Source organism: Streptomyces sp. NPDC030296, from assembly GCF_055572815.1.
In genome coordinates, this window is record NZ_JBVICQ010000001.1 from 150,511 (window position 1) to 177,283 (window position 26,773).

A 26,773-nucleotide genomic window follows, 5' to 3' on the forward strand; every position below is an offset into this window, starting at 1 on the left:
CGCGGAACTGCGTGAGCGGCCAGGACGGACGCCGCACTCGCCGACGCGCCCCGCCCCGGGCTGGAAGGCGCCCTACCAGCCGCCCCGAGCCTCCTCCACACCCTCCGGCATCGGCCGCGTATCGAGATAGAACCACTCGGCATCGGGCCCAGGCCCGGCCGACCCGGTCGGCACCTGCACCGCCGCCGGCACGGGCACCGGCACCTGCACCGCCCCCGGCACCGACATGGGCCTCGACACCGGCGGAGCCTCCGGCCGCGGCGGCACGGCTCCCCGCCCCGTACCCCGCCCCTCGGGGACCGACCCCGTCGCCGTCAGCTCCGGCATCAGCAGTTCGACCCGCACCCCCGCTCCCCGCTGCTGCGCCACGAACTCCTCCACCTGGCTGCGGCACGCATGGTCGAGATGCGTGACCCCCAGCAGATCGAGCCGGATCCGCGGCTTCCCGGAGGCCGCCGCGTTCTCCAGCGCGTCGATCAGCCGCGGCAACCGCAGAAACGTCGCGTTGCCCGCCATGACGACCTTCGCCGTGTCGTCCTCGATGTGCTGCCGCACCACGGTCTGCGACATCCGCAGCGCGGCCAGCACGACACCCGCCGCGAGTCCGAACAGCACCCCTTCGAGCAGCGCCGTCGCCGTGATGACGAGCGTCGTCAGCGTCATGACGGCGAACTCCCCGCGGTCCTGCCGCCACATCTTGGGGAACTCCTCCGGCGCGAACAGTTTCCACCCGCTGTGCACCAGCACGCCCGCGAGCACGGAGATCGGAATGAGGGCGAGCACCTGCGGCAGCAGCAGCGCGAAGGCGAGCAGCCAGAGCCCGTGAAGCGTACGGGAGAGCCGCGTCTTCGCCCCGGCCTGCACGTTCGCCGAACTCCGGGCGACGACGGCGGTGATGGGCAGGGCGCCGAGGAGACCGGCGACCGTGTTGCCCGCGCCCTGTGCGATCAGCTCGGTGTTGTAGCGGGTGCGCGGCCCGTCGTGCATCCGGTCCACCGCGGCGGCGGTGAACAGGCTCTCCGCCGAGGCGATCACCGTGAACGTGAGGATCGCCGTGACGATCCCCGCGTCGGCGAGCCCGGCGAGCTGTGCCGGTCCGGGTACGTCCACGGAGGCCAGCAGGTTGCCGACCTGGAGCGTCCGCACGTCGACGCCCGGCAGGGAGGCGACGGCGATACCGATGCCGACCGCCACGAGCGCGGCCGGGACCTTCTTGACGGCGGCCGGACCGGGCAGCCGCTTCCACAGGAAGCTCAGCACGACGGTGACGATGCCGAGCCCGGCGGCGACGAGCGCCTGCGGATCGGTCAGGGTGTCGGCGATCAGACCGGGGACTCCGGCCATGTTCTCGAAGGGGGTGCCCGGCGCCTTGGCGTCGGTCATCGGGTACAGCTGGCTGAACATCAGCGGCAGTCCGATGCCGGCCAGCATGCCCTGGACGACGGCGAGGGAGATCGCCTGGAACATCCGGCCCAGTCTCACCAGGCCCAGCACGATCTGGAGGATGCCGGAGAAGAGGACGATCACGCCGAGCATGGCGACGCCGAACTCCATCACCGTCTCGGCGACCAGCGCGGCGAGCCCGGCCGCCGGCCCGCTGACCTGGAGGGTGCTGCCGCGCGCGGCGCCGACCACCAGACCGCCGATCACCCCGGAGATGATGCCCAGCTCGGCGGGGACCCCGGAGGCGACGGCCACGCCGATGCAGAGCGGCAGCGCGACGAGGAACACGACGAGGGAGGCGGTGATCTCGGTAGCGAGGTCGCCCCGCCCACCACCCCGGTCGGCACCCCGGGCCCGCCCGGCACGCCTTGTCGGGGCGGAGGCGGCGGGAGCCTCCGGTAACGGCGCCTCGGGCGGCCCCCACTCCGCTCCTCCGGGGCCGCCGCCCCAGTCGGTCGCGGGGGGCCTGCGGTGGGTGCCCGCCGCGTGCCGGCCGTGGGCGCCGCTCATGAGCCGTGCACCTCGAAGCCGCCGTCCTCGTCGAGTTCGTGGATCGTGCCGGTGTCGATCTCGTAGTACCAGCCGTGCAACCGCAGCCGTCCGGCGTCCAGTTGCTGCCGGGCGACGGGGTACTCGCGGAGCACGGCGAGCTGGTTGCGGATGTTCAGCTGGACGACCTCGCGCAGAGCGGGGTCGTCGGACACGGCGGCGACCCCCGTGGCGGGCCCGTCGTCACCGTCCGCCCCGCCTCCGTCGCGCAGGACGGGGGCGAGCGCCGGCCGGGCGTAGTCGAGCCACGCGTCCACCCGGGGCAGCCCGGACAGGTCGGCGCGGTACTTCAGCGCGCCCATCGCCCCGCAGTGCGAGTGACCGCAGACGACGATGTCCTGAACGCCGAGCACCTCCAGTGCGTACTCGATGGTGGCGGCCTCGCCGGAGGCCGCTCCGTACGCGTCGTGCGGCGGCACGATGTTGCCCGCGTTCCGTAGCTCGAATATCTCTCCGGGGCGCGCTCCGGTGATCAGCGCGGGAATCACCCGTGAGTCCGAGCAGGTAATGAACAACGCCTCGGGGAATTGCCCGACGGCGAGTTTCCGGTATTCGTCGCTCTCGAAGTCGACCCGGCGCCTGAACGACCGGGCGCGATCCAGCAACGCCTTCATCCTGCCCTCCTTGCTGCTTCCGACCAGGTAGGACGACCGTAGGGGGGCGATGACCAGAGGAAGGTTAAGCGAACACTAAAACGCCGCCAGGGTTTCCACAGATTTCAGCCAGGCCGCCCTTCTCCGCAGGTCGACCGGCTGAATACAAGCGGTTTCTGAGGGTCATTTCACAATGCTCCGGATTCACTGCGCATCACTGTTCGGTCTCTTGTAGCGTGGTCGATCCCACAGCACGGGAACCGTGTTGTACGGACCCTTTGGAGAGACAGGACGCCATGGGCGTACGAGTGCTGCTCATCGAGGACGACGAGACGATCGCCGAACCGCTCGCCGACGGGCTGCGCCACTTCGGCCTGGCGGTCCATCACGTGGCCACCGGCGCGGACGGGTTGAGAGGTCCGCACGGCGATGTCGTCCTGCTGGATCTCGGTCTGCCCGACATGGACGGCATCGACGTCTGCCGCGGCATCCGCCGGTCCTCCGACGTCCCCATCATCATCCTCAGCGCGCGGGGCGAGGAGGCCGACCGCGTCCTGGGCCTGGAACTGGGCGCCGACGACTACCTGGCGAAACCATTCAGCATCCGCGAGCTGGTGGCCCGGATACGAGCGGTGTCCCGACGGCACCGACGGCCCGGGCCGGAGGAGGGGACACCGGACGCGACCGGCGCGCGGCGCGGCATCGGTGCCTCGCCCGAGTACGACTGGGCGACGGCGTACGAGACGCCCGCGCACGGCACCCGTGTGGACGAGGCCCCTGTCCGCGACCACACCGTCCACGAACCCCCCGCCTACCGAACTCCCGCCTACCGGTCCTCCGCCTACGAACCACCCGCCTACGAGCCCCCTGTCCACGAACCACCCGCCTACGAGCCCCCTGTCTACGCACCCCCCTCCTACGAACAGGCCCCGGCCGAACCCCGTGACGCCTCCGCCGTGGACGGCACCGGCAGCGAGGGCGACCGTTCCGTGTCGTCGCCCGGGCCGCTGGTCGTGGACCGGCGGACGCGGCAGGTGTGGGTGGGGGACGTGCCGGTCGCGCTGACGCCGAAGGAGTTCGAGCTGCTGGCGCTGCTCACCGAGGACCCCGGGGCGGTCTACTCCCGGCAGCAGATCCTCAACCGCGTCTGGGACGACCACTACCAGGGCCCCACCAAGACCCTGGACGTCCATGTCGCCACCCTGCGCCGCAAGCTCGGCGACCCGGCGTGGATCCAGACCCTGCGCGGTGTCGGCTTCCGGCTCGCCGTCCGCGGGCCCGGGCCGGGGCAGGGCCGTGGGCCGGGACCCGGTCCGGGCCGGCACCACACGCCCGAGGCGGCGGCCTCATGACCCGCCGGCTGCTGCTGAGCTACCTCAGCCTCGCCGCCCTCGTCCTGCTGGGCCTGGAGATCCCGCTGGGCTTCGTCTACTCGCGGGCCGAACGCGAGCGGATCGTCAACTCCGCCAATGACGAGGCGGAGTCGGTCGCCGCGTTCGCCGCGCTGTCCCTCGCCGCCCGGCGTCCGGACGAACTCGCCGAACGAGCCGCGCACTGCGCCGAGCGCATCGGCGGCAAGGTGGTCATCGTCGACGCGCGGGGGAACCTGTTGGCCACCTCGCACGACCTGTCCGAGGCGGAGAGACGGGACCTGGCCTCCCTCCCCGAGATCTCCGCCGCGCTCAAGGGCCGCGCCACCACCGACGTACGCACGACGACGACCGGCGGGGTCCACTACCTGTCCGTGGCGGCCCCCGTGGGCCACACGGCCACGGCCACAACCGCCGACACCGCCCCAGCCGCAGCTACGACCCCCCGCTCCGCCGTGCGGACGGCCGCCGCTGCCGGCCCGGCCTCCGGCGGAGCGACCCAGGGTGCCGTGCGCGTCACGCTGCCCACCACCATGGTGCACGCGCGCGTGTTCGCGGTGTGGCTGCTGCTCGTGCTGGCCGGGCTGGCGGTGCTCGCCGGTGTGACGGTGGCGGCGTTCGCGTTCGCGCGGTGGGCGGGGCGGCCCATCCGGCAGTTGGAGGAGGCCACGCACCGTCTTGCCGAGGGCGGGGCGGCCACCTCCGTGAAGGTCACCTCGGGCCCGCCGGAGGTGCTCCGCCTGGCGGCGGCCTTCAACACGACGGCCGCCCGGCTGGAACACCTGCTGGCCTCGCAGCGGGCCTTCGCGGGGGAGGCGTCGCACCAGCTGAAGACGCCGCTGGCGGCGCTGCGGCTGCGCCTGGAGAACCTGGAGCCGGACATCGCCCGGCCCGCCCGGCCGAGCCTCGACGCCGCCGTCACCGAGACCGACCGGCTGGCCCGGATGGTCGAGGGACTGCTCGCGATGGCCCGCCTGGAGGAGGCGGCGGCCATCCCGGTCCAGGTCGACGTGGGCGCGATCTGCGCGGAACGGCACCGCACCTGGGGCCCGTTGTTCGAACGCGAGGGTGTCTCGCTGGTCCTCTTCGCCGGCAGCGTGGGCCCCGTGACGGCACTGCCGGGAGCCGTGGAGCAGCTCCTCGACAACCTGCTCTCCAACGCGCTGCGGGCCTCGCCGTCCGGCAGCACGGTCACCATGGAGCTACGGCTCCACGCCCCCGCCCGTCGGGGCCTGCGCGACGCCCGGCCCGCCTGGGTCGACCTCCATGTCACCGACGAGGGGCCCGGGATGACGGCCGAGCAGCGGGCCCGTGCCTTCGACCGCTTCTGGCGCGCCCCCGGCGCCCCCAAGGGCGGCACGGGGCTCGGTCTCTCCCTCGTCCAGCGGCTCGCGCACGCCAGCGGCGGCGAGGTCACGCTCCACGAGGCGGCCACGGGCGGTCTGGACGCCGTCGTCCGCCTGCCTTCGGCGGAACCGCCGGTCCCGCCCGGCGGCCACGGTTTCGGTACGCGTCCCGGTCCGCGCAGGCGCGAGGCGCCGCCGCTGCCCGCGTGAGCGGGCGCCGCCCGAGAACGCCGCCGCACGGTCATTGATTGTCCATGCCCCGTCCATCACGCTCCCCTAAGTTCCGTCACCGCGCGACCCCGCCGCCGACCGGCAGGCGGGCCGGTCAACGCACCTTTGGAGCGACAGTGGAACGTCGTACCCTGCTACGCGCGGCCGTCCTCGGCGGCACCTCGACCGCGTTCGGCGGAACCCTGTGGCGCGGCGCCGCGTACGCCGCGCCCGCCCAGCCCGGCGCGGGCCCGTACGGTGCGCTCGGCGCGCCGGACGCCAACGGCATCAGGCTCCCCAGCGGTTTCACCAGCCGGGTGATCGCCCGCTCCGGCCAGCGGGTCCCCGGCACGTCGTACACCTGGCACAACGCGCCCGACGGCGGGGCCTGTTACGCGGACGGCAGCGGCTGGATCTATGTCTCCAACTCGGAGATCAGCCCGTCCGGCGGTGCGAGCGCGGTGCGGTTCTCCTCGACGGGCGCGGTCACCTCGGCGTACCGCATCCTCTCGGGCACCCGGACGAACTGCGCGGGCGGGAAAACGCCGTGGAACACCTGGCTGTCCTGCGAGGAGGTCGACCGGGGATACGTCTACGAGACCGACCCGTGGGGCGTGAAGGCGGCGGTGCGCCGGGACGCGATGGGCCGGTTCAAGCACGAGGCGGCGGCCGCCGATCCGGCGCGCGGGGTCGTCTACATGACGGAGGACGTCACCGACGGCTGCTTCTACCGCTTCCGGCCGACGACCTGGGGCGATCTGTCGTCGGGCACGCTGGAGGTCATGGTGGCCGGCACCGGCACCAGCGGCCCCGTGACCTGGGCCAGGGTCCCCGACCCGTCCGGCGCGACCGCCACCCGCAACCAGGTGTCCGGCGCCAAGCGCTTCAACGGCGGTGAGGGCTGCTACCACGCCGACGACACCTGCTGGTTCACGACGAAGGGGGACAACCGCGTCTGGCAGTACGACGCGGCCGCGCAGACCATCGAACTCGCCTACGACGACTCCCTGGTGACCGGCGGCAACGCCCCGCTCACCGGCGTCGACAACGTCACCGGCACGGCCTCCGGCGACCTGTTCGTCGCGGAGGACGGCGGCACCATGGAGATCTGCGTGATCACCCCGGACGACGTCGTCGCCCCCTTCCTCCGCGTCGACGGCCAGTCCGCCTCGGAGATCACCGGCCCGGCCTTCTCCCCCGACGGCCGCCGGCTGTACTTCTCCAGCCAGCGCGGCACCAGCGGCAGTTCGTCCGGCGGCATCACGTACGAAGTGACGGGGCCGTTCCGCACCTGAGCAATTCCCGAAGGGAATCCCGAAGGGGAATACGGAGAGGAATCCGGAGGGGAAATCTCGAACCCATTTCCACGCCAAACCCGTTCGATTTCCCTTCTGCTAGGTTCTGCGCGTGGTCTTGCCCAAAGAATCGGGGCCGGCGAGCCCCGGAGACGGCATCCGCCCGCGCAAGGTTCTCCTCGCGGCATGCGGTACCAGCGAGGACGTGCGGCCCTTCCTCGCACTGGCCGTGGCGCTCCGTCGCCACGGCCACACACCGTTATTGGCCGCTCCGTCGCCGTACGCGTCCGAAGCGGCCGCGTACGGGGTGGATTTCGCGTCGATCGACGACGGACCCACCCGGATTCTCGACGAGCCGGAAACCCGCCGGATCATCGACCACGGGCTGCTGGGAGTACGTGGGAACATCGCGGCCGCGAGAACGGTCGCCCGTCTGAAGAAACTACTGATTCCCTCGCTTCAGGACGTGGCAGCGATCGCCCACGATCACGGCGACGTGGCGGCCGTGGTGCATTCGGCGGCGTTCCCCGCCCAGCATGTGGCCGACATGCTGGAGGTGCCCGCCGTCGTCGTCGCCCTGCAGCCCGGCTGGATTCCCACCGATGAGTTCCCCTGCTCCCTGCTGCCGTTGCCGCGGGTACCCCGTTTCCTGAACCGGAGCACCTACGCCGTGGTGACGGCGACCCAGCGGTCCCGTGAGGTGGAGCGCTGGCGGACGACGGAGCTGGGGCTCGCGGCGCGCAGGTACGGCGCCCGGGGGTGGCTGCGCGATCCCGAGGGCAAACGGCGGCAGGTTCTCCAGTCGTTCAGCCGGCATGTGATGCCCGTCGACCCCGTCTGGGGCGACGCCGTGCACACCACGGGCTTCTGGTTCATGCCGGCGCGCCACGACTGGACGCCGCCCGCGGAGCTGACCCGCTTCCTGGACGAGGGACCGGCACCGGTCTGCATCGACTTCGGGAGCATGTCCGACACCTGGGCGCCCTCGTACAACGCCCTGGTCATGGAGGCGGTCCGGCTGTCCGGGGCGCGGGCCGTCGTGGCGACGGGGCGCGGCGGCATCGAGCAGTCTCCCCCGTCACGGGACGTCCTGACGATCGACGCGGCGCCCCACGACTGGCTCTTCCCGCGTACGGCGGCGGTCGTCCACCACGGTGGCCCCAGCACCGTCGCGGCCGCCCTCGCCGCCGGTCGCCCCCAGGTCCTCTGCCCGCACATGGGCGACCAGTCCCACTGGTCCGAACGGATGCGGGCGCTGGGCGTGGCCCCCGCTCCCGTCCCCGCCCAGCGCCTCACGGCGGAGAGGCTCGCGGAGGCGATCGGCCGGGCGGTCGAGGACCGGCACCTGTGGTACCGGGCGACGGAGATGGCCCCCTTGATCCGCGCCGAGAACGGCGTCAACGCGGCGGTGAGTTCTCTGCTGGCCCGACTCGCTTGACGTGTTTGTCCGGTCCCCGGTCCTCGCGGGAAATCCGCACCCCTGCCCCCGCCCCCCCGCTCCCTCCCACGCACACGAACAGAGAGCCTCGGAGTGCTACAGATTCCTTTCACCGAGACCCGAATCGCGCCCGGCACCCTCGTTTCCTGGTCCCTGCGCGCCAAACACACCCCGCGTTCCGGGGGAGACGATCCGGCCGCCGTGTCCAAGTCCGCGTCCTTCAACCAGGACAAACATCATTCGTCGTTCCAGGCGACGCGGAGCACGAGTGACTGCATCGCCAGTTCCATCACGATCACCTTCGAGATCGAGGGCCGGCTCGACCTCGCGGCGCTGGAATCCGCCTTCCTTCTCCTCGTACGCCGCCATGAGGTGCTCCGCTGTGAATTCCGGCGGCCGGCCGGTGATCTGACCTGCACGGCCCTCTCACCCGAATCGGTCTCGCTGGAGGCGGAGCAGGTCGGCCATTTCCACACCGCGGAGGGACTGCACACCCATCTGGACAAGGAGTTCAAGAGCATCGACACGCTGTCCTGGCCGCTGCTCCTGATGGGCGCGGTGGTCCGGGAGTCGCGTTCCACGGTCTATCTCTGTTTCGACCACCTCGTGTGCGACGGCATGTCGATGCCCGTGGTGGTGAACGAGATCCAGACGGCATACGCGGCGCACACGGCCGGCCGTCTCCCCGAACTGCCGCCAGCGGCCAGCTATCTGACCTTCGGGGACGCGCAACGCCGCCGCTGGTCGTCCCTGCGGCCCGACGACGACCGGCTGGACTACTGGAAGGGATTCACCGCCCGGAACGGTGGGTTCTTCCCCCGGTTCCCCTTCGACATCGGGGTGGCGGACGACCGCCTGTACCCGATGGCGAACCGCAGCCGCCGGTTGCTGGACGCCGACGAGACGAAGGCACTGGCCGCGGGTGCCCGTGCGGCTGGGGGCAGCGTCTTCACCGGTGTCCTGGCGGCGGTCGCGACGGCGCTGCGCCGTTTGGGAGGCCCCGCGGTGTACCGGGGGCTGCTGCCGGTCAGTGAGAGGAACGCGGAGGTCTGGGAGCATTCCCTCGGCTGGTTCGTGAACACGATGCCCATCGAGTTCGAGGTGGGCGAGGCGGGCGTCGGGGGCCTTGGCGCCACCATCGCCGGGGCGGGCGCCGCCTATACCGAGATGCAGCGGCACGTGGACGTCCCGTTCGTACGGGCCTGGGAGCTGCTCGCACCGGAGGCCTACTGTCTGCACCACTGGCCGTACGCCGTGAACTTCTTCTCGTACATCGACTTCCGCAGGGCTCCGGGCGGCGAGCAGCACCCCCTGTGGAACCCCAAGCTGCACGTGTGGGCGGCCCGCGGCAACGGCATCAGCCACTGGTTCCACCGGACCGCGGCAGGCCTGCACGTCAACACGCTGCACGTCGACACACCCGAGGCACAACAGATCAACGACGCGCAGCACGACGAACTCGTGGCGGTGCTGCGGGAGATCGGGGGCGCTCAGCGGAACTCGTGAGTGACCTCGATGGGGCCCACGATGTGCGCGTTGAACTCGTCGAGCTCCTCGGCGGGCACCCACAGCTCCAGGATCGTCTCGCCGCCGGCCCGGCGCACCGGGTAGCGGCGCAGGAACGCGGTCTCGACCTCGAACCGGGTCACGAAGCCGGCCCCGCTGTGCTTCACGTTCCAGTCCCGCGCGATCCTCACGGCGTAGTCCTCGTTGAGGACGGGGTAGAAGATCGGCTGCTCGGGAAGGCGCGGCGGCCAGGCCCTCCAGCCCGACTCCCGCACCAGCGCGAGCTCCTCGGGGCCGGTGGGACGCCACAGCGTGGTCGTCCCGGACGGCGTCTCGTACGGCGTCGGGCGCGGCGTACTCACGGAACTCACCCTCGGGGAACGGGCCGACTGCCCGGCGCGGTCGGCGGTCCCCCGACGCTACCGACAGCCCGGCCCCACGGGCCACGGAGTTTTCCTCGCACGGAGGGCGGCACCCCCCGCACGGGGTGCCGCCCTCTTTTCGTGATCCGGAACCGCCGCCCATCGGTGAGGGTCGGTCGGGGACAAGCGGCGGTTCCGGGGTCCGGGGTGCGAGGCGGATGCCTCGCGGTGCCGGCTAGCGGTGGTCGCTGCCCTCCGACTGCGTCGCCGCGCGGCCGGCCTCCAGACGGGCCACCGGGATGCGGAACGGGGAGCAGGAGACGTAGTCGAGACCGACCTCGTGGAAGAAGTGGACCGACTCGGGGTCGCCGCCGTGCTCGCCGCAGACGCCGAGCTTGAGGTCGGGGCGGGTGGCGCGGCCGGCCTCGGCGGCCAGCTTCACCAGGGAGCCCACACCGTCCTTGTCGATCGTCTCGAACGGGCTGACGCCGAAGATGCCCTTCTCCAGGTAGGCCGTGAAGAAGCTCGCCTCCACGTCGTCCCGGCTGAAGCCCCACACCGTCTGGGTGAGGTCGTTCGTGCCGAAGGAGAAGAACTCCGCCGCCTCCGCGATCTGGCCGGCGGTCAGCGCGGCCCGCGGCAGCTCGATCATCGTGCCGATCGCCAGCTTCAGCTGCGTACCGGTCGCCGCCTCGACCTCCGCGACGACCTGGTCGGCCTCCTCGCGGACGATCTCCAGCTCCTGCACCGTCCCGACGAGCGGGATCATGATCTCGGCGCGCGGGTCGCCCTTGGCGTTCTTCCGCTCGGCCGCCGCCTCCGCGATGGCCCGCACCTGCATGGTGAACAGGCCGGGGATGACCAGGCCGAGGCGGACACCACGCAGACCCAGCATCGGATTCTGCTCGTGCAGCCGGTGGACGGCCTGGAGGAGCCGGAGTTCGTTCTCGTGGGGCTCCTGGCGGGACTCCGCCAGGGCGACCCGGACCGACAGCTCGGTGATGTCGGGCAGGAACTCGTGCAGCGGCGGGTCGAGGAGACGGATCGTCACCGGCAGTCCGTCCATCGCCGAGAACAGCTCGACGAAGTCCTGCTTCTGCAGCGGGAGCAGCGCCTTCAGGGACTCCTCGCGCTCCGTCTCCGTGTCGGCCAGGATCAGCCGCTCGACCAGCTCACGCCGGTCGCCGAGGAACATGTGCTCGGTGCGGCACAGTCCGATGCCCTGGGCGCCGAAGCGGCGGGCGCGCAGCGCGTCCTCGGCGTTGTCGGCGTTGGCCCGGACCCGCAGCCGGCGCTTGCGGTCGGCGAAGGCCATGATCCGGTGGACGGCCTCGACCAGTTCGTCGGCGTCGTTGGCGCCGGCGTGCATCCGGCCCTCGAAGTACTCCACGACCGGGGACGGGACGACCGGGACCTCGCCCAGGTAGACCTTGCCGGACGAGCCGTCGATGGAGATGAGGTCGCCCTCCTCCACCACGTGCCCGCCGGGCACGGTCATCCGCCGGCGCTTGGTGTCGACCTCCAGCTCCTCGGCGCCGCAGACACAGGTCTTGCCCATGCCGCGGGCTACGACGGCCGCGTGGGAGGTCTTGCCGCCGCGCGAGGTCAGGATGCCCTCGGCGGCGATCATGCCGTCGAGGTCGTCGGGGTTGGTCTCCCGGCGGACCAGGATGACCTTCTCGCCGGACCGGGACCACTTCACGGCCGTGTACGAGTCGAAGACGGCCTTGCCGACGGCCGCGCCCGGCGAGGCGGCGATGCCCCGGCCGACCTGCTGGACCTTCGCGTCCTCGTCGAAGCGCGGGAACATCAGCTGCGCGAGCTGCGCCCCGTTGACGCGCTGGAGCGCCTCGGCCTCGTCGATGAGGCCCTGGTCGACGAGCTGGGTGGCGATCCGGAACGCGGCGCCCGCGGTGCGCTTGCCGACGCGGGTCTGGAGCATCCACAACTGGCCGCGTTCGATGGTGAACTCGATGTCGCAGAGGTCCTTGTAGTGGTTCTCCAGCGTCTCCATGATCTGCATCAGCTGGTCGTACGACTTCTTGTCGATCGACTCCAGCTCGGCCAGGGGGACGGTGTTGCGGATGCCCGCGACGACGTCCTCGCCCTGCGCGTTCTGCAGGTAGTCGCCGTAGACGCCCTGGTGGCCGGAGGCGGGGTCACGGGTGAAGGCGACGCCGGTGCCGGAGTCGGGGCCGAGGTTGCCGAAGACCATGGAGCAGACGTTGACGGCGGTGCCGAGGTCGTGCGGGATGCGCTCCTGGCGGCGGTAGAGCTTCGCGCGGTCGCCGTTCCAGGAGTCGAAGACGGCCTTGATGGCCAGGTCCATCTGCTCGCGCGGGTCCTGCGGGAAGTCCCGGCCGGCCTCCTTCTTGACGATCTTCTTGAAGGTGGTGACCAGTTTCTTGAGGTCGGCGGCCTCCAGCTCGGTGTCGACCGTGACGTTCTTGGTCTCCTTGGCCTTGTCGAGGGCGTCCTCGAAGAGTTCGCCGTCGACGCCGAGGACGGTCCTGCCGAACATCTGGATGAGCCGGCGGTAGGAGTCCCACGCGAAGCGCTCGTCGCCGGCCTGGTCGGCGAGGCCCTTCACGGACTTGTCGGAGAGGCCGATGTTCAGGACGGTGTCCATCATGCCGGGCATGGAGAACTTGGCGCCGGAACGGACCGAGACGAGAAGCGGGTCGTCGGCCTGGCCGAGCTTCTTGCCCATGCGCTTCTCGAGCGCCTCCAGATGGGCGCTCACCTCGTCACGCAGTGCCGCGGGCTCGTCACCGCTGTCCAGGTAGACCTTGCAGGCCTCGGTGGTGATGGTGAAGCCGGGAGGCACCGGAAGACCGAGGTTGGTCATCTCGGCGAGGTTCGCGCCCTTGCCACCGAGGAGGTCCTTGAGGTCCTTGTTGCCCTCGGTGAAGTCATAGACGAACTTCACGCCCTCAACGCTCCGAGCTACGTGGCCTACGTGGGGATCTTTGTTTTCCGACACAGGTCCCAACTCCTTGAGGACGCGGTGGCTGCCCTGACGGCCAGGAACATACCCAGATCGAAGGCTCCTGGGTACGTCCACTTGTGCGTCATGCGCCTGTAACCACCCGTCCGCCAGCAGATCGAAAGTCAAGGCTTGGCAAGGTGTTGAACGCTGATGTGTTCACCTCTTGAAGGCGACATGCCCCGAGACCCGCGATATCCGCTCAGATGAGCGGCAATCAACACGTCTGAGTTCGCGCGATGAACGATCAAGGGGTGGCACTGAGTGCCACCCCTTGAAGACCCGGAACCGCCCAAGATCCGCTCATCTGAGCGCAACCCTTATCAGGGGTGGCGAGAATCACGCGTTCACGGAGGCCGGGATTTCACCATGCGGACCGCCGCACGGGACGGAAACCCGCCTGTCACACGCCCGGCGGAGGCACCCGTCACACCCCCAGGGCCGCGAGCCGCTCCTCCGCTCGTTCGGGCGCGTACAGGTATTCGACGACCAGGGCGCCCGCCCCGACCAGCCCCGCCCGCTCCCCGAGCCGGGAGGTGACGACGTCCAGGTGGGCCGTCGAGCGCGGCAGCGCCCGCTGGTAGAGCAGTTCGCGCACGCCCGTGAGGAAGGGGGTTCCGGCCAAGTCCCCGGCGATCATCAGGACGCCGGGGTTCAGCAGGGTCACCACCGTCGCCAGGACGTCGCCCACGGAGCGGCCCGCCTCCCGTGCGAGCGCGGTCGCGCCGGGGTGCCCGGCGACCAGCAGATCGCGCACATCGGAGCCGGACGCCGCCGGAACCCCGGCCTCGCTCAGCCGCCGCGCGACGGCGCCGCCGCTCGCGACCGCCGCCAGACAGCCGTAGGACCCGCACTTGCACTGGGCGTCCGCGCCGTCGGGCACCCGGATGTGGCCGATGTCGCCGGCGCCGCCGTCGACGCCCCGGTAGATCGAGCCGCCGACCACCACGCCGGCGCCGATACCCGTGGACACCTTGACCAGGGCGAACGCCGAGCAGTCCGGGTAGCCCGTGCGCTGTTCGCCGTACGCCATGAGGTTGGCGTCGTTGTCGACGAGGACGGGGACGCCGGGCGGGCCGGCCGCGTGGTCGGCGAAGGCGCGGGCCAGCCGGCCGCGTATGTCGTAGCCGTCCCAGCCGGGCATGATCGGCGGCTGCACCACCCGGCCGGTGTCCATCTCCACCGGTCCGGGCACGGCGAGCCCGATGCCGCAGACCGCGTCGGCCGACTGCCCCGCCTTTTCCAGCAGTTCGGCGAACCAGTGCCCAAGGCCGTCCAGGACGGCCTCGGGACCGTCCTCGATGACGAGAGTGCCGCTGTGCTCGGCCTGTATCTCGCCGGTGAGGGAGACGACGGCGGCGCGGGCGTGGCGGGTGTCGAGGTCGGCGGCGAGGACGACCGCATGCTCGTCGTCGAACTCCAGTGTGATGGAAGGGCGTCCACCCAGCGGGGAGCCGACCGGACCGCCGGCGCCCTCACGGAGCCAGCCCGCGCGGAACAGCCGGTCGAGACGCTGCCCCACCGTGGCCCGGGACAGGCCCGTCGCCTGCTGGAGCGCGCCACGGGTGGTGGCCCGGCCGCTGCGGACCAGCTCCAGCAGATCTCCTGCACCGGCGTGACTGCCCACCTTCACGACCTCCCGTTCGCGTGGTCCCTCACCCGATCATCCCCGCCCCGGCGGCCGGACGACGCACCGCTCCCGCGATCGTCCGCGGACCGTTCCGCGCGACCGCTTGCGCTCACCCTCTTGCGTTCCCCAACTCTGCATTACATATTGAGTTTTGCGTGTTAAATAGACGTAACCCTACGGTACCTACTGCCGAACCGGTCGGCACCTTGTTCTCGGGGAGCCCTGAGTGGATCGCACAACCCAGCTCACAGCCCGCCGACCAGGCACGGGCGTCCGTCCTGAAGGCGCTGTATACGATCCGGGCGTCCGGGGCGGATCGCTGCACCGCAGGGCATCCGAGGTGCTGGAGGGCAACTGGACGGGGACGTCCACGGTGCCCTCCCACCGGCTGTACCCCCACCAGTGGTCGTGGGACTCGGCGTTCATCGCGATCGGGCTGCGCCACCTGTCGCCGCTGCGGGCGCAGACCGAGCTGGAGACCCTGCTCGACGCCCAGTGGGGTGACGGACGGATCCCGCACATCGTCTTCAACCCCTCGGTGCCGCTGGAGGCGTACTTCCCGAGCCCCGACTTCTGGCGCTCCTCGACCGCGGGGCGCGCTGCGGGCGCCCCGCGCACCACCCAGACCTCCGGCATCGTGCAGCCGCCGGTGCACGCACTGGCCGCGTGGCTGGTGCACCGCTCCGACCCGGGGCTCTCCCGGGCCCGCGGCTTCCTGCCCCGGGTGTACCCGCGGCTCGCGGCCTGGCACCGCTATCTGCTGCACCGCCGGGACCTGGGCGGCGGCGGGCTGGCCTCGGTCGTCCACCCCTGGGAGCAGGGCATGGACAACAGCCCCGCCTGGGACGCGCCCCTGTCCCGGGTGACCCCGGCCCCGACCCGCTCCTTCCGCCGCGCCGACCTCGACCACGGCGCGGCCGAGGACCGGCCGACGGATCTGGACTACGGGCGGTACGTGCGGCTGGCGACGGACTACCGGGACGGGGGATACGCCGACGGGCGCGGCGAGTTCGCCGTCGAGGACCCCGCCTTCAACGCCCTCCTCATCGCCTCCGAGCACGCCCTGGCCCGTATCGCCGCGGAGTTGGGGGCGACCGGCACGGCCCGCGACGCCCGCGCGGAGCGGCTGACCGCCGCCCTCGTGGAACGGCTGTGGGATCCGGCGGAGGAGATGTTCCTGTGCCGGGACGTCGTCGGTGGCGGCCTCGTCCCCGAGCGCGGTGTCTCCGGACTGCTGCCCCTGCTCGTGCCCGGTCTGCCCCGCGAGATCGTCGCCGCCCTCGTGCGGACGGCGCACGGACCGCACTTCGGGCTCGGGGACACCACCCGTCTCGTGCCGTCGTACGACCTGCTGGGCGAGGCGTTCGATCCGCACCGGTACTGGCGGGGCCCGGCCTGGTTCAACACCAACTGGATGCTGGAGCGGGGCCTGAGGCTCCACGGGGAGCTGGGGCGGGCGGACGCGCTGCGGTCGGCGCTGCTGGAGACCGCGGGCGCCTCCGGTTTCGCCGAGTACGTCGACCCGTACACGGGCGAGCCCTGCGGCGCCCTCGGCTTCAGCTGGACCGCCGCGCTCGCCCTCGATCTGCTGCACCAGGACGACCACGGCCGCCGAAGCGGCGACGGACCGGACCGCGACGACGACCGGCACCACGACGACCGGGCCGGATTCGACACGTGCGACATGAGTGACCAGGGAGGGGACCGGCGATGACGGACCGGCATCACCTGCTCGTGCGCGGCGGCACTTTCGCCGCCGTGGGCGACGGCGGCGACATCAGCGGGCGGCGGGGCGGCAGTTCCCCGGACGGCTTGTTCGTACGGGACGCACGGCATCTGAGCCGGTGGCAGCTCACCGTGGACGGCGCCGTCCCCGAGACGCTCACCCCGGTCGGCGACGGCGACACCGCGCGGTGTGTGCTCGTCCCCCGGGGCGGGCGCCAGGAGCCGCCCGCGTACACGATCTTCCGGGAGCAGGCCGTCTCCGACAGCGCGTTCGTCGAGGCGCTGCGCGTCACCAGCAACCGTCCGGTGCCGGCGACGGTCCGGATCGCGCTCACCGTGGACGCCGACTTCACCGACCAGTTCGAGCTGCGCTCCGACTTCCGTACGTACGCCAAGATCGGCGCCGTCAGAAAGCGTGAGGTCCTCGACGACGGAGTGGAGTTCAGCTACCGGCGCGGTGAGTGGCGGTCCTGCACGACGGTCACGGCCGAGCCCGCGCCGGATGCCGTGGAGGAGACCGGGACGGGCGCGCGACGCCTCGTCTGGGCGCTGGACCTGGAGCCGCACGGCTCGGTGGAGCTGACCCTGCGGGTGATGGCCCGCCCGCACGGCGACCGGCGGCCCCTGCGCGTCCCGGCCTCCCCGGCCGCCGTGACGCACCAGGTCCTCGCCTCCGAGGGCGCGTTCATGGAGGGTGTCGCCTTCCCGACCGGCTGGCCGGAGCTGGCCGCGGCCTGTTCGCGGGGCCTCGCCGATCTCGCCGCGCTCCAGGTCCCCGCGACCGGACCGGACGGCGAGAGCCTCCGGGTGCCGGCGGCCGGGGCGCCCTGGTTCCTGACCCTCCTCGGCCGCGACGCGCTGCTGACGTCGCTGTTCACCCTCCCCTACCGCCCGGAACCGGCCGCCGCCACGCTCCTCGCGCTCGCCGCCACCCAGGCCGCCGAGGTCGACGTGGACGCGGTCGCCCAGCCCGGCAAGATCGTCCACGAGGTGCGCCACGGCGAGCTGGCCCACTTCGGGCAGGTGCCGTACGGCCGCTACTACGGCTCGGTCGACGCGACCCCGCTGTTCCTGGTGCTGCTCGGCGCGTACGTGGAGCAGACCGGTGACGTCACCCTGGCCCGGCGGCTTGAGCCGCAGGCGCGGGCCGCGATCGGCTGGATGCTGGACCACGGCGGCCTCACCTCCCGCGGCTACCTCGTGTACCGCGCCGACCAGGGCGGGCTCTCCAACCAGAACTGGAAGGACTCCCCCGGCGCCATCTGCTCCGCCGACGGCAGCCGCCCGCCCGCCGGGCCGGTGATGGCGGCGGGCGCCCAGGGCTACGCGTACGACGCGCTGCGCCGGACCGCCGCGCTGGCCCGGACGGTCTGGGAGGACGAGGTCTACGCGGCGCTCCTGGAGCAGGCCGCCGGTGACCTCCGGGACCGTTTCCAGCGGGACTTCTGGATGCCGGAGCACGACTTCCCGGCGCTGGCCCTGGACAGCGAGGGCCGCCGCACGGACGCGCTCGCCTCCGACGCGGGGCATCTGCTGTGGTCGGGGCTGCTGGACAAGGAGTACGGCAAGACCGTCGGCCGGCGGCTGCTCGAACCGGACTTCTTCTCCGGGTGGGGCGTGCGGACCCTGGCCTCGGGGCAGCCGGCGTTCCATCCGCTGTCGTACCACCGGGGCTCGGTCTGGCCCCACGACAACGCGCTGATCACCCTGGGCCTGGCCCGGTACGGGCTGCACGACGAGGCCCGCACGGTCGCGGGCGGGCTGGTGGACGCGGCCACGGCCATGGGACACCGGCTGCCGGAGGTGCTCGCCGGGTACGGCAGGAACACGCATCCGGAGCCGGTGCCGTACCCGCACGCGTGTGTGCGGGAGTCCCGGTCGGCGGCGGCGCCGCTGGCGCTGCTGACCGCGGTCGGGGGCGCGTAGCCGCGCGCCGGGCGCGCCTCAGGGCAGGTCGACGAGGAGCCTGCCCGCGGTCTCCCTCGCCTCCGCCTCGGTGCCCGCCCAGGCCACGGTCGCGCCCGGTGCGGTCGGGGGCCGGTGGGCGGTCCAGGTGTCCCAGTAGCTGCGGATCTTGCCGTAGCGGTCGGGGACGAGGACGTGCGGCAGGGCGAGGAGCAGACCGAGGACATGGCCGTGGAGGCGGTCGGTGACGGCGACCCGGCCGGACGTCAGCAGGCGGCAGCCGCGCGCGAGTTGGAGACGGGCGAGGCCGTCGTAGGCGGTGAGGAGACCGGGGGCGGCTCCGACGGGGTCGCCCGAGGAGGCCCGGCACAGGGCGCGGGCCCGGCCCCGCCACAGGGTCTCCTTCGCCTGCCGCCACTCGGCGTCCGTGGCCTCGCGTGCCCAGTCGAAGACGTACGGGCCGCCGCACCCGCCGCCGATCGCGCCCCGCCCGGCGGGCGGGCCCTTCGCGGACTCCTTGTCCTCCCGGGCCAGCCAGACGACGTCATGGCTGGCCGTGCCGCCGGTCAGCGCGTCCGGGGGCACGGCGAACGCGAGGTCGGGCACGAGCAGCGCGGGCGCCTCGAAGACGGTGCGGCAGCGGTGCAGGCTGTGCCGGTCGCGCAGCAGCAGGGTGAGGTCCGGATGGGCGTCGAAGACCCGGCGGGCGCGGGTGAGGTTGGCGTGGTCCGTGAAGTGCACGGACTGGGCCAGCTGGACGATCCGGCGGTCGGGGAAGTCGCGCAGCACCCGCTCCCGCAGCAGCTGGCTGTCCTCCCACAGGTCGCCGAGGGTGCCGCCGCCGGTCAGCATGATCGGCCCCTCCGGCACGCAGGCCGCGAGGTGGGCGGCGTCGTACGACACCAGGTCGCAGGCGTAGCGCACCTCGGCGCCGAGCGCGGCGAGCAGGGCGCGCTGGCCGAGCCAGATCGCGCTGTCGCCGACGTTGGAGTTGAGCGGGGCTCCGATGACCGCGCACCGGGTGCCGACGGGCACGAGCCGGTCCAGGACGGTCAGGAGGTAGGAGACGTGGTGGGAGCAGTGCGGGACGTAGGACGGCGGGGGCGGGGCTCCCGCGGGGGGCGGGGCCGGCCGGTTCGGCCCTGCCGCCGGTTTCCGCGCGATCCGGCGGGTGGGCCGCTTCGCCGTCTTCTTCGGGGTCCTGAGGGTCTTCGGGGTCTCGTTCGCTCCGCACACCGAAGCGCGCTACCCGGACATTTCCCCACTCATTCCGAGATGACGGAAACCGGCCGCACAACGACCGGAACGACGACGAAACGGGTCAACAGGCCCTCGGTCGTGGCCAGTTGCGGGCACTTGCGGCCGGGGCGTTGGCCGGGCGGTGGCGGCCGGGTGGCGGTGGCCGGGTCAGCCGCCGGAGGTGTCGAGTTCGGCGTCCTCGCCGACGCCCGCGCAGTCGTAGGGGTCCTTGAGCCAGCCGTCGGGCAGGACGACGCGGTTGTTGCCGGAGGTGCGGCCGCGCGGTCCGTCGGCACCGGCCGGCCACGGCTGGTCCAGGTCCAACTCGTCGAGTCCCGCGCGGAGTTCGGCGAGGGACGAGGTGATGGCGAGCCGCTTGCGCATCTCGGAGCCGACGGCGAAGCCCTTGAGGTACCAGGCGACATGCTTGCGGAAGTCGACGACGCCCTTGGACTCGTCGCCGATCCACTCGCCGAGGAGGGTGGCGTGCCGGACCATGACGTCGGCCACCTCGCGCAGCGACGGGCGCGCGATGTCCTCGGCACGCCCCTCGAAGGCGGCGACGAGATCGGAGAACAGCCAGGGCCGGCCCAGGCAGCCGCGTCCGACGACGACTCCGTCGCAGCCGGTCTCGCGCACCATCCGCAGGGCGTCCTCGGCGGACCAGATGTCTCCGTTGCCGAGCACCGGGATCTCGGGCACGTGCTCCTTCAGCCGGGCGACGGCGTCCCAGTCGGCGGTGCCGCCGTAGTGCTGGGCGGCGGTGCGGCCGTGCAGGGCGATGGAGGTGACGCCCTCCTCGACGGCGATACGGCCGGCGTCGAGGTAGGTGATGTGGTCGTCGTCGATGCCCTTGCGCATCTTCATGGTGACGGGGAGGTCCCCGGCGCCGGAGACGGCCTCGCGCAGGATCGCGCGGAGCAGGTTCCGCTTGTACGGGAGGGCGGAGCCGCCGCCCTTCCTCGTCACCTTCGGCACCGGGCAGCCGAAGTTCAGGTCGATGTGGTCGGCGAGGCCCTCCTCCGCGATCATGCGGACGGCCTTGCCGACGGTCACCGGGTCCACGCCGTACAGCTGGATCGAGCGCGGCTTCTCGGTCGCGTCGAAGTGGATCAGCTGCATGGTCTTCTCGTTGCGCTCGACCAGCGCCCTCGTCGTGATCATCTCGCTGACGAAGAGGCCCTTGCCCCCACTGAACTCCCTGCACAGGGTGCGGAAGGGCGCGTTCGTGATCCCGGCCATGGGGGCCAGGACGACGGGCGGGGTGACGGTGTGCGGACCGATCTGGAGAGGCGCGGCGGCCGCGGTCGAGGGCGTGGACATTCCCCCATTGTCCCGCACACCGGGCGAGCCCTGTGCGGCGGCCGGTGGCGGCTCCCGGACGCCACCGCGTTCGTGAGCGACGACACCGCATTCATTAGTTAGGCGCACTATTGACTCGGGCGTACGATGGAGGACATGCCCGAGCTCAGCCGTCGCCACCGTCTGCTGGTGCTCGCGATCTGCTGCACCAGCCTCCTGATCGTGAGCCTGGACAACACCGTCCTCAACGTCGCCCTGCCGACCCTCCAGCGCGACCTGGACGCGAGCGTCGCCGGTCTCCAGTGGACGATCGACGCCTACACGCTGGTCCTCGCCTCGCTGCTGATGCTGGCGGGCTCCACGGCGGACCGGATCGGACGCAAACGGGTCTTCATGGCGGGCCTCGTCGTCTTCACCCTCGGCTCGCTGCTCTGCTCCCTCGCCCCGAATCTCGACGCGCTCGTGGTGTTCCGCATGGTGCAGGCGGTCGGCGGTTCGATGCTCAACCCGGTCGCGATGTCGATCATCACGAACACGTTCACGGCCCCGCGCGAACGGGCCCGGGCGATCGGGGTGTGGGGCGCGGTGGTGGGCATCTCGATGGCGGCGGGGCCGATCATCGGCGGTGTCCTGGTGGAGTCGGTCGGCTGGCGCTCGATCTTCTGGATCAACCTCCCGGTCGGTCTGGCCGCACTCGCGCTGACCTGGCGGTTCGTCCCGGAGTCCCGGGCGCCGAAGGCCCGCCGCCCCGATCCGGTGGGGCAGCTCCTGGTCATCGCGCTGCTGGGTTCGCTGACGTACGCGATCATCGAGGCGCCGACCGCGCCCGTGGGGCGGACGCTGGTGTTCGGCGGTGTCGCCCTCGCCGCGCTGGTCGGCCTGCTCCGGTACGAGCCGCGCCGGGACGAGCCCCTCATCGACCTGCGTTTCTTCCGTTCGGCGCCGTTCAGCGGGGCGACCGTGATCGCGGTCAGCGCGTTCGCGGCGCTCGGCGGTTTCCTGTTCCTGTCGACGCTGTACCTGCAGAACGTCCGGGGGCTGGACGCCCTGCACGCCGGGCTGTGGATGCTCCCGATGGCCTTCCTGTGCTTCGTGTGCGCGCCGGTCGCCGGGCGGCTGGTCGGCAGCCGGGGCCCACGGCTGCCGCTGCTCGTCGCGGGGGTGACGATGACCGCGAGCGGGGTGCTGTTCGCCGCGTTCGAGGCGGAGACGGCGAACGTCACCCTGGTCGTCGGATACGTGCTGTTCGGTATCGGCTTCGGCTTCGTCAACGCGCCCATCACCAACACGGCGGTCTCCGGCATGCCCCGCGCGCAGGCCGGTGTCGCCGCCGCCGTCGCCTCCACCAGCCGGCAGATCGGCCAGACCCTGGGCGTCGCCGTGATCGGGGCGGTGCTGGCGGCGGGCGTGGGGGCGTCCTCGTACGCCGAGTCGTTCGTGTCGGCGGCCCGCCCCGCGTGGTGGATCGTCGCGGCATGCGGCTTCGCCGTCCTGACCCTGGGCGCCCTGACCACCGGCCCCTGGGCCCGAGCCACCGCCGAACGAACGGCGGCCCGCCTGGAGTCGCCGGAGGCACGGGACGCGGCGGGTATCGGGGCGCCCTAGAAGTCGGGGCGCCCTGACAGGAGGGGCGCGGAGCCGGCCCAGGTGCCCGGCGGTCCGGTTCGCCGCCCCGCGTTTCTCGTGGGGGTGGGTGGCGTCACCACAGGTGGAGGAAGCTGCGGACGTCGTCGTAGCCGTCGAGGGCGCGGCCGTCCACGTCCGACGGGTCCGCCTCGGCGCGCGCCGCCAGTGACTCCGCCAGGGCGCGGGCCTCGTCGCCGAGACGCCCGAAGCGTCGGGCGGTGTGACCCAGGCACAGCCCGGCCAGCCCGAGCAGCGGACTGCCCGGCACGGCCCGGGTCCCCACCTGCACGCACCAGTGCTCGACGAACCCCGCGTCGTCGTCGTGCAACGCGGTGCCGACCAGCACCCCCGCCGCCTCCCCCTCCGCCGAACGGTCACGCAGGGCCCGCTCCAACGTCTCGACCACCACCCCGTGAGGCAGCGCGGGAGGGTTCTTGAAGCGCCGGTGGACATGCATCCCGCGAGCCTACGCGGGCCGCGTCCCCCGCCGGGGACCGTCGGGTCGGCGGCGCTGCTCAGGCGCCGTTGCCGACCCGACGGTCCCGGTCCGCCAGGGCCTCCTGGCGGTATTCCGTGGGTGGGGCGCCGTAGGCCGTGCGGAAGGCTCGGGTGAAGTCGGAGGCCCGTGGGTAGCCCCAGCGGGTGGCGATGACGTGGACCGGGGTGGTGCGCAGGGAGCGGTCGGCGAGGTCGCGGTGGGCGCCCTCCAGGCGGCGGGCCCGGATCCACGCGGCGACCGTCTCGCCCCGGGTGTGCTGCTGGAAGACGCGGTGCAGATAGCTGACGGAGATGTGGTGCGCGGCCGCGATCACCGGCGGTGTCAGCTCCGGGTCGTGCAGGTTCTGCCGGATGAACGCGGTGACGCGCCGCGCGAGGGCCTCCTGGCGGGTCTCCGGCGGCAGCGCCGCCTCGGCGTCCAGCGCCTGGCCCAGCACGGCGGACACCAGGTCGAGGACGACCGTCCCGAGGCGCGGCGCGTCGGCCGGGCCGAGGGTGTCGGCCTGCCGTTCCAGACCGAGCAGGAAGTCCGTCAGCAGCGCGGCGACACCCTCCCGGCCCGGAATGCCACGGCCCAGCAACTCCCCCACACGGTGCGGAGGAAGGGGCAGCAGCGACTTGGGGAAGTCGACGCCCACACCCCGGACGGGCGCGGGCCGCAGATCGTCCGCCGGCCGGAGGTCGTACGGCTGCGAACTGTCCGCGAGGTGCAGGTCGAACGCGCCGAACGCGCCGCTGCGTCCCGCGTGGTCGAGGGTCAACTCACCGTCCAGCAGCAGCGACAGGTGATACAGCTCGGGGTCGGACTGCCGCACCATCCGCTGGCTGCGCCGGTAGCGCGTCGGCAGGAACGAGGTGGGCCACACGGTCACCGGGCCCAGCTCCATCAGCCGGAACTCCGCCCAGAAGTCGGTGGTGTGGGCGCTGATGATGTCGCTGGGCGAGCGCATCCGGCCGACCATCTCCCGCCAGTGGTCGAACCTGTCGTCCGCCGGCACGTCCTCGCTACGGAACACCGTCCCGATCATCGCGTCCCAATCTCCGCCGCCCCGACCGTCTCAAAACAGCCGTCGTCCTCGAACAGCCGTCATCCTCGCACGCGGTACCCGCACGGCCGGCACGCGGGGAGCACGGCGGCAGCGCATACGGAGGGCACGGGTCCGCCGACCCGGCCCGACCGGCGCCCGGGTGGGACAACTCATGGCCGAATCGCCCCTGTTGATGTTGGTCGTGCTGCACACTCCTCACGGGCAGCGGTCGGTGAAAGGCCGACGACCCTCGACGTGTCGGCTGGAGACCTGATGTCGGAGAACAAGTCGAGCAACTCGAACAACGCGAGCAAGGTGAGCCGTTGGGACCAGCACGGGCGACAGCACGTCGTGCGGGTCCAGCGCTCCGGGGTGCAGCGCACGATCAGGTGCGACACGTGCGGCTGGCGCAAGGGCGCGCAGTTCCTGCCGTGGCTGAAGGCGCAGGAGCACCTCGCCGAGGCCCACCAGGCGACGGTGGACCCCGCGGCCTCCTGAACCGGCCGGGCGGTCAGGCCCGTACGTCGAGGGCCTGCGCGACCCGGTCCAGCACGCGCCGCCAGTGCTCCCTGCGCCGCTCGCGTTCCCCGGCGCTCGCCATGCGCTCCTGATGGAACCGGAGGACCGTCCTGCCCCCGGCGGCGGCCGAGACGGTGACCTGGACGGTCGTGTCGCCGTACGTCACCCGGATCCGTTCACCGGGCCGGTACCCGCGCACCTCGCCGCCGATCCCCGCGTCGGTGGTGTACGGGGCGCCGCGCTCGGGGGTGAGCCGCGCCCCGGCCCCGAGCCACAGCGCCAGCCCCCGCGGTCCGCTGACGAACTCCCAGACGGCGGCCGGCGGTCGGTCGAGGGTGCGGGAGACGCCGATCTCCCATCCCGCGTCGCGGGTCAGTCCGGTGGCGGCCATGGCGATCACTCCTCGTTCGGGGCGGGCTCGTCGGTGCGGCGCGCGCGGTGGGCGCGGTGGGCTCGCACCTTGCTGCGGTTGCCGCAGTGCTCCATGGAGCACCAGCGGCGGCGGCCGGGCCGCGAGGTGTCGACGTAGATCAGGTAGCAGCGCTCGCCGGAGCACATGCGGACGCGGTCCGCGTACGGCCCGGTGAGCAGGTCGACGGCGTCACGGGCGACGGTGGAGGCGAGCTGGACGCCGCTCGCCGGGGCGGGCGACCAGCGCCGGGTGCCGTCCTCGCCGAGGGCGGGGGCGAGCGGAGGCTGCGCCGCGGCGTCGTTGATGACGCGCAGGTCGGCGGGGCCGGCCGCCGGGATGTCCAGCGGGGGCAGTCCGCCCGGGTGGAGGCGCGAGACCACCGTGCGAAGCAGCGCGTCGCGCAGTCGCCGTACGTGCTCCACGTCGGCGTCGGTGAGGTCCAGGGTGCCCGGCGTGGGGGTGAGCCGGGACCCGCCGACCCAGGCGGCCAGGTCCTCGGGGGTGTGCAGCACCTCGTAGCGGGTGAGGGCGCCGGGTCCTCCGGTGACGAGGAGCTCCAGACAGAGGGCGCCCGGATCGAAGCGGAAGACATGGCCGGTGTACGACCGCAGGGGGATTCCCGGCCCTTCCGGGGACCCGGAAAGGGCCCCTTCCGGCGTGGCTGACGTGGACGACGAGGGCATGTAACCACTATAACCGGTTACATGACTGCCGCACTGAGCTGGAAACTGGTCATCGACACCCGCGACGCGCAGCCCCTGGCCGATTTCTGGGCAGCCGCGCTGGGCTACGAGGTGGAGGATCCGAGCGCGCTGATCGCCCACCTCCGCTCCACGGGCGGCCTTCCGGAGGAGGCCGTCGGCGAGCACGCCGGCCACGCCGTGTTCCGCGGCTACGCCGCCGTCCGCCACCCCGACGACCCGTACGACCCCTTCACCGGCATCGGCCGGGGCCGCCGCCTCCTCTTCCAGGACGTCCCGGAGCCGAAGACGGTGAAGAACCGCCTCCACATCGACGTCCACGCCGAACCGGGCGGTTTGGACGACCTGGTGGCCCGCCTGGAGACCCTGGGCGCCACCCGACTGCACGAGGTGGACAAGGGCCCGGCCGGCCACTGGTGGGTGATGCACGACCCGGAGGGCAACGAGTTCTGCGTGGCCTAGAGGCCCGTCGCGCAGGCGCCGTGCTCCGCCCCCTCAGGCCCGCAGCCCCCGGACCACCAGGTCCACGACGGCCTCGAACTGGTCCTCGATGTCCGGCTGGTCCCAGTCCTGGGCGTAGCCGGGATCGTGGAAGCGGGCGGTGGCGTGGAAGACGGCGCGGGCGGTGATCGCCGGATCGGTGGCGGTGAAGGCACCGGTGTCCGCCCCGTCGCGGATGATCCGGGTCAGCTGCCCGGTCAGGTCGGCGATGTGGGCGCCGACGGCCTCGACGTTCTCGCCGGTCAGGACCTGGTACGTGGCGAACAGCTCGGGGTCGTCGCCCGCCTTGCGCCGCTTGGCCGTGAACAGGGCGGCGAGCCATTCGCGCAGCCGGGCCTCGGGATCGCGGGCCTCGGCGGCGATCCCGGTCAGGGACGCGGACGTACGGTCCAGCCACCGCTTGGTGACCGCCTCCCGCAGCGCCGCCTTCGTGCGGAAGTGGCGGTAGACGCTGCCGTGGCTGACGCCGAGCGCGCGGGCCACGTCGACCACGGTGGCCTTGGCCGGGCCGTGGCGGCGCAGGACCTCCTCGGTCGCTTCGAGGATGCGCTCGGCGGTCAGGGTCTCGGTGGTCGGCGTCATGTCCGGA

At 72.4% G+C, this 26,773-nt stretch carries 22 protein-coding genes; 10 read left to right on the forward strand and 12 right to left on the reverse strand.

Annotation, left to right across the window (positions count from 1 at the left end):
* Positions 1–72: 72 nt before the first annotated feature.
* Both ACZ4Z3_RS00625 and ACZ4Z3_RS00630 read right to left on the reverse strand, forming a co-directional pair.
* Positions 73–1,953 (reverse strand): SulP family inorganic anion transporter, encoded by a 1,881-nt coding sequence (locus ACZ4Z3_RS00625; RefSeq protein WP_468498988.1) that lies wholly within the window; start codon positions 1,951–1,953, stop codon positions 73–75.
* Positions 1,950–2,606 (reverse strand): carbonic anhydrase, encoded by a 657-nt coding sequence (locus ACZ4Z3_RS00630; protein ID WP_468498989.1) that lies wholly within the window; start codon positions 2,604–2,606, stop codon positions 1,950–1,952. The genes ACZ4Z3_RS00625 and ACZ4Z3_RS00630 overlap by 4 nt, the downstream gene beginning before the upstream one ends.
* A gap of 275 nt (positions 2,607–2,881) precedes the next feature.
* Here ACZ4Z3_RS00630 and ACZ4Z3_RS00635 point away from each other — a divergent pair, with 275 nt between their 5' ends.
* The 5 genes from ACZ4Z3_RS00635 (at position 2,882) to ACZ4Z3_RS00655 (ending at position 9,750) form a co-directional block, all read left to right on the forward strand.
* The gene (locus tag ACZ4Z3_RS00635; protein ID WP_468498990.1) at positions 2,882–3,937 is read left to right on the forward strand and encodes a response regulator transcription factor; all 1,056 of its coding nucleotides are present in this window, start codon (positions 2,882–2,884) and stop codon (positions 3,935–3,937) included.
* Positions 3,934–5,511, forward strand: a complete 1,578-nt coding sequence (locus ACZ4Z3_RS00640) for a sensor histidine kinase (RefSeq protein ID WP_468498991.1) — start codon at positions 3,934–3,936, stop codon at positions 5,509–5,511. Before ACZ4Z3_RS00635 ends, ACZ4Z3_RS00640 begins: the two co-directional genes overlap by 4 nt.
* Before the next feature lie 137 nt (positions 5,512–5,648).
* Entirely contained in the window at positions 5,649–6,806 is a 1,158-nt protein-coding gene (locus tag ACZ4Z3_RS00645) for an alkaline phosphatase PhoX (RefSeq protein WP_468498992.1), read from the forward strand.
* 112 nt (positions 6,807–6,918) lie between these two features.
* Positions 6,919–8,244: a glycosyltransferase gene (locus ACZ4Z3_RS00650; RefSeq protein WP_468498993.1), complete on the forward strand. Its 1,326-nt coding sequence runs from the start codon at positions 6,919–6,921 to the stop codon at positions 8,242–8,244.
* Between the two features lie 201 nt (positions 8,245–8,445).
* Positions 8,446–9,750 carry a condensation domain-containing protein gene (locus ACZ4Z3_RS00655; RefSeq protein ID WP_468498994.1) on the forward strand — a complete coding sequence of 435 codons (1,305 nt, stop codon included), beginning with the start codon at positions 8,446–8,448 and terminating at the stop codon, positions 9,748–9,750.
* Here the strand turns inward: ACZ4Z3_RS00655 and ACZ4Z3_RS00660 are convergent.
* From ACZ4Z3_RS00660 to ACZ4Z3_RS00670, 3 genes are all read right to left on the reverse strand, one after another.
* Positions 9,735–10,112 (reverse strand): hypothetical protein, encoded by a 378-nt coding sequence (locus ACZ4Z3_RS00660; RefSeq protein WP_468498995.1) that lies wholly within the window; start codon positions 10,110–10,112, stop codon positions 9,735–9,737. The genes ACZ4Z3_RS00655 and ACZ4Z3_RS00660 overlap by 16 nt on opposite strands.
* A 235-nt stretch (positions 10,113–10,347) precedes the next feature.
* Positions 10,348–13,095, reverse strand: a complete 2,748-nt coding sequence (gene ppdK, locus ACZ4Z3_RS00665; RefSeq protein WP_468498996.1) for a pyruvate, phosphate dikinase — start codon at positions 13,093–13,095, stop codon at positions 10,348–10,350.
* Positions 13,096–13,525: 430 nt separating this feature from the next.
* Positions 13,526–14,725: an ROK family protein gene (locus ACZ4Z3_RS00670; RefSeq protein ID WP_468498997.1), complete on the reverse strand. Its 1,200-nt coding sequence runs from the start codon at positions 14,723–14,725 to the stop codon at positions 13,526–13,528.
* 229 nt (positions 14,726–14,954) lie between these two features.
* Between ACZ4Z3_RS00670 and ACZ4Z3_RS00675 the strand changes: the two genes are divergently transcribed.
* Complete coding sequence (locus ACZ4Z3_RS00675) at positions 14,955–16,442, forward strand: MGH1-like glycoside hydrolase domain-containing protein (protein WP_468498998.1); 1,488 nt, start codon at positions 14,955–14,957, stop codon at positions 16,440–16,442.
* On the forward strand, positions 16,439–18,379 hold the full coding sequence (locus ACZ4Z3_RS00680; RefSeq protein ID WP_468498999.1) for an amylo-alpha-1,6-glucosidase: 1,941 nt from the start codon (positions 16,439–16,441) through the stop codon (positions 18,377–18,379). The genes ACZ4Z3_RS00675 and ACZ4Z3_RS00680 overlap by 4 nt, the downstream gene beginning before the upstream one ends.
* An 18-nt stretch (positions 18,380–18,397) precedes the next feature.
* On the opposite strand, the gene ACZ4Z3_RS00685 is transcribed toward ACZ4Z3_RS00680, so the two are convergent.
* Together ACZ4Z3_RS00685 and dusB are read right to left on the reverse strand one after the other, a co-directional pair.
* Entirely contained in the window at positions 18,398–19,594 is a 1,197-nt protein-coding gene (locus ACZ4Z3_RS00685) for a polysaccharide pyruvyl transferase family protein (RefSeq protein ID WP_468499000.1), read from the reverse strand.
* A gap of 171 nt (positions 19,595–19,765) precedes the next feature.
* Positions 19,766–20,920, reverse strand: coding sequence for a tRNA dihydrouridine synthase DusB (dusB, locus tag ACZ4Z3_RS00690; protein WP_468499001.1), 1,155 nt, complete (start codon positions 20,918–20,920; stop codon positions 19,766–19,768).
* A 135-nt stretch (positions 20,921–21,055) separates the two neighbouring features.
* Between dusB and ACZ4Z3_RS00695 the strand changes: the two genes are divergently transcribed.
* Positions 21,056–22,504: an MFS transporter gene (locus tag ACZ4Z3_RS00695; protein WP_468499002.1), complete on the forward strand. Its 1,449-nt coding sequence runs from the start codon at positions 21,056–21,058 to the stop codon at positions 22,502–22,504.
* A 94-nt stretch (positions 22,505–22,598) separates the two neighbouring features.
* On the opposite strand, the gene ACZ4Z3_RS00700 is transcribed toward ACZ4Z3_RS00695, so the two are convergent.
* Both ACZ4Z3_RS00700 and ACZ4Z3_RS00705 read right to left on the reverse strand, forming a co-directional pair.
* Complete coding sequence (locus tag ACZ4Z3_RS00700; RefSeq protein WP_468499003.1) at positions 22,599–22,982, reverse strand: hypothetical protein; 384 nt, start codon at positions 22,980–22,982, stop codon at positions 22,599–22,601.
* A 58-nt stretch (positions 22,983–23,040) separates the two neighbouring features.
* Positions 23,041–24,051 (reverse strand): helix-turn-helix domain-containing protein, encoded by a 1,011-nt coding sequence (locus tag ACZ4Z3_RS00705; RefSeq protein WP_468499004.1) that lies wholly within the window; start codon positions 24,049–24,051, stop codon positions 23,041–23,043.
* 273 nt (positions 24,052–24,324) lie between these two features.
* On the opposite strand from ACZ4Z3_RS00705, the gene ACZ4Z3_RS00710 reads away from it, so the two are divergent.
* Entirely contained in the window at positions 24,325–24,549 is a 225-nt protein-coding gene (locus tag ACZ4Z3_RS00710) for a hypothetical protein (RefSeq protein WP_468499005.1), read from the forward strand.
* Positions 24,550–24,562: 13 nt separating this feature from the next.
* On the opposite strand, the gene ACZ4Z3_RS00715 is transcribed toward ACZ4Z3_RS00710, so the two are convergent.
* Together ACZ4Z3_RS00715 and ACZ4Z3_RS00720 are read right to left on the reverse strand one after the other, a co-directional pair.
* Entirely contained in the window at positions 24,563–24,961 is a 399-nt protein-coding gene (locus ACZ4Z3_RS00715; protein ID WP_468499006.1) for an SRPBCC domain-containing protein, read from the reverse strand.
* Between the two features lie 5 nt (positions 24,962–24,966).
* Positions 24,967–25,665, reverse strand: coding sequence for a CGNR zinc finger domain-containing protein (locus ACZ4Z3_RS00720; RefSeq protein ID WP_468499007.1), 699 nt, complete (start codon positions 25,663–25,665; stop codon positions 24,967–24,969).
* A gap of 21 nt (positions 25,666–25,686) precedes the next feature.
* Between ACZ4Z3_RS00720 and ACZ4Z3_RS00725 the strand changes: the two genes are divergently transcribed.
* The gene (locus ACZ4Z3_RS00725; protein ID WP_468499008.1) at positions 25,687–26,145 is read left to right on the forward strand and encodes a VOC family protein; all 459 of its coding nucleotides are present in this window, start codon (positions 25,687–25,689) and stop codon (positions 26,143–26,145) included.
* 33 nt (positions 26,146–26,178) lie between these two features.
* Here ACZ4Z3_RS00725 and ACZ4Z3_RS00730 read toward each other — a convergent pair whose 3' ends face one another.
* On the reverse strand, positions 26,179–26,766 hold the full coding sequence (locus ACZ4Z3_RS00730) for a TetR/AcrR family transcriptional regulator (protein WP_468499009.1): 588 nt from the start codon (positions 26,764–26,766) through the stop codon (positions 26,179–26,181).
* Positions 26,767–26,773 lie beyond the last annotated feature (7 nt).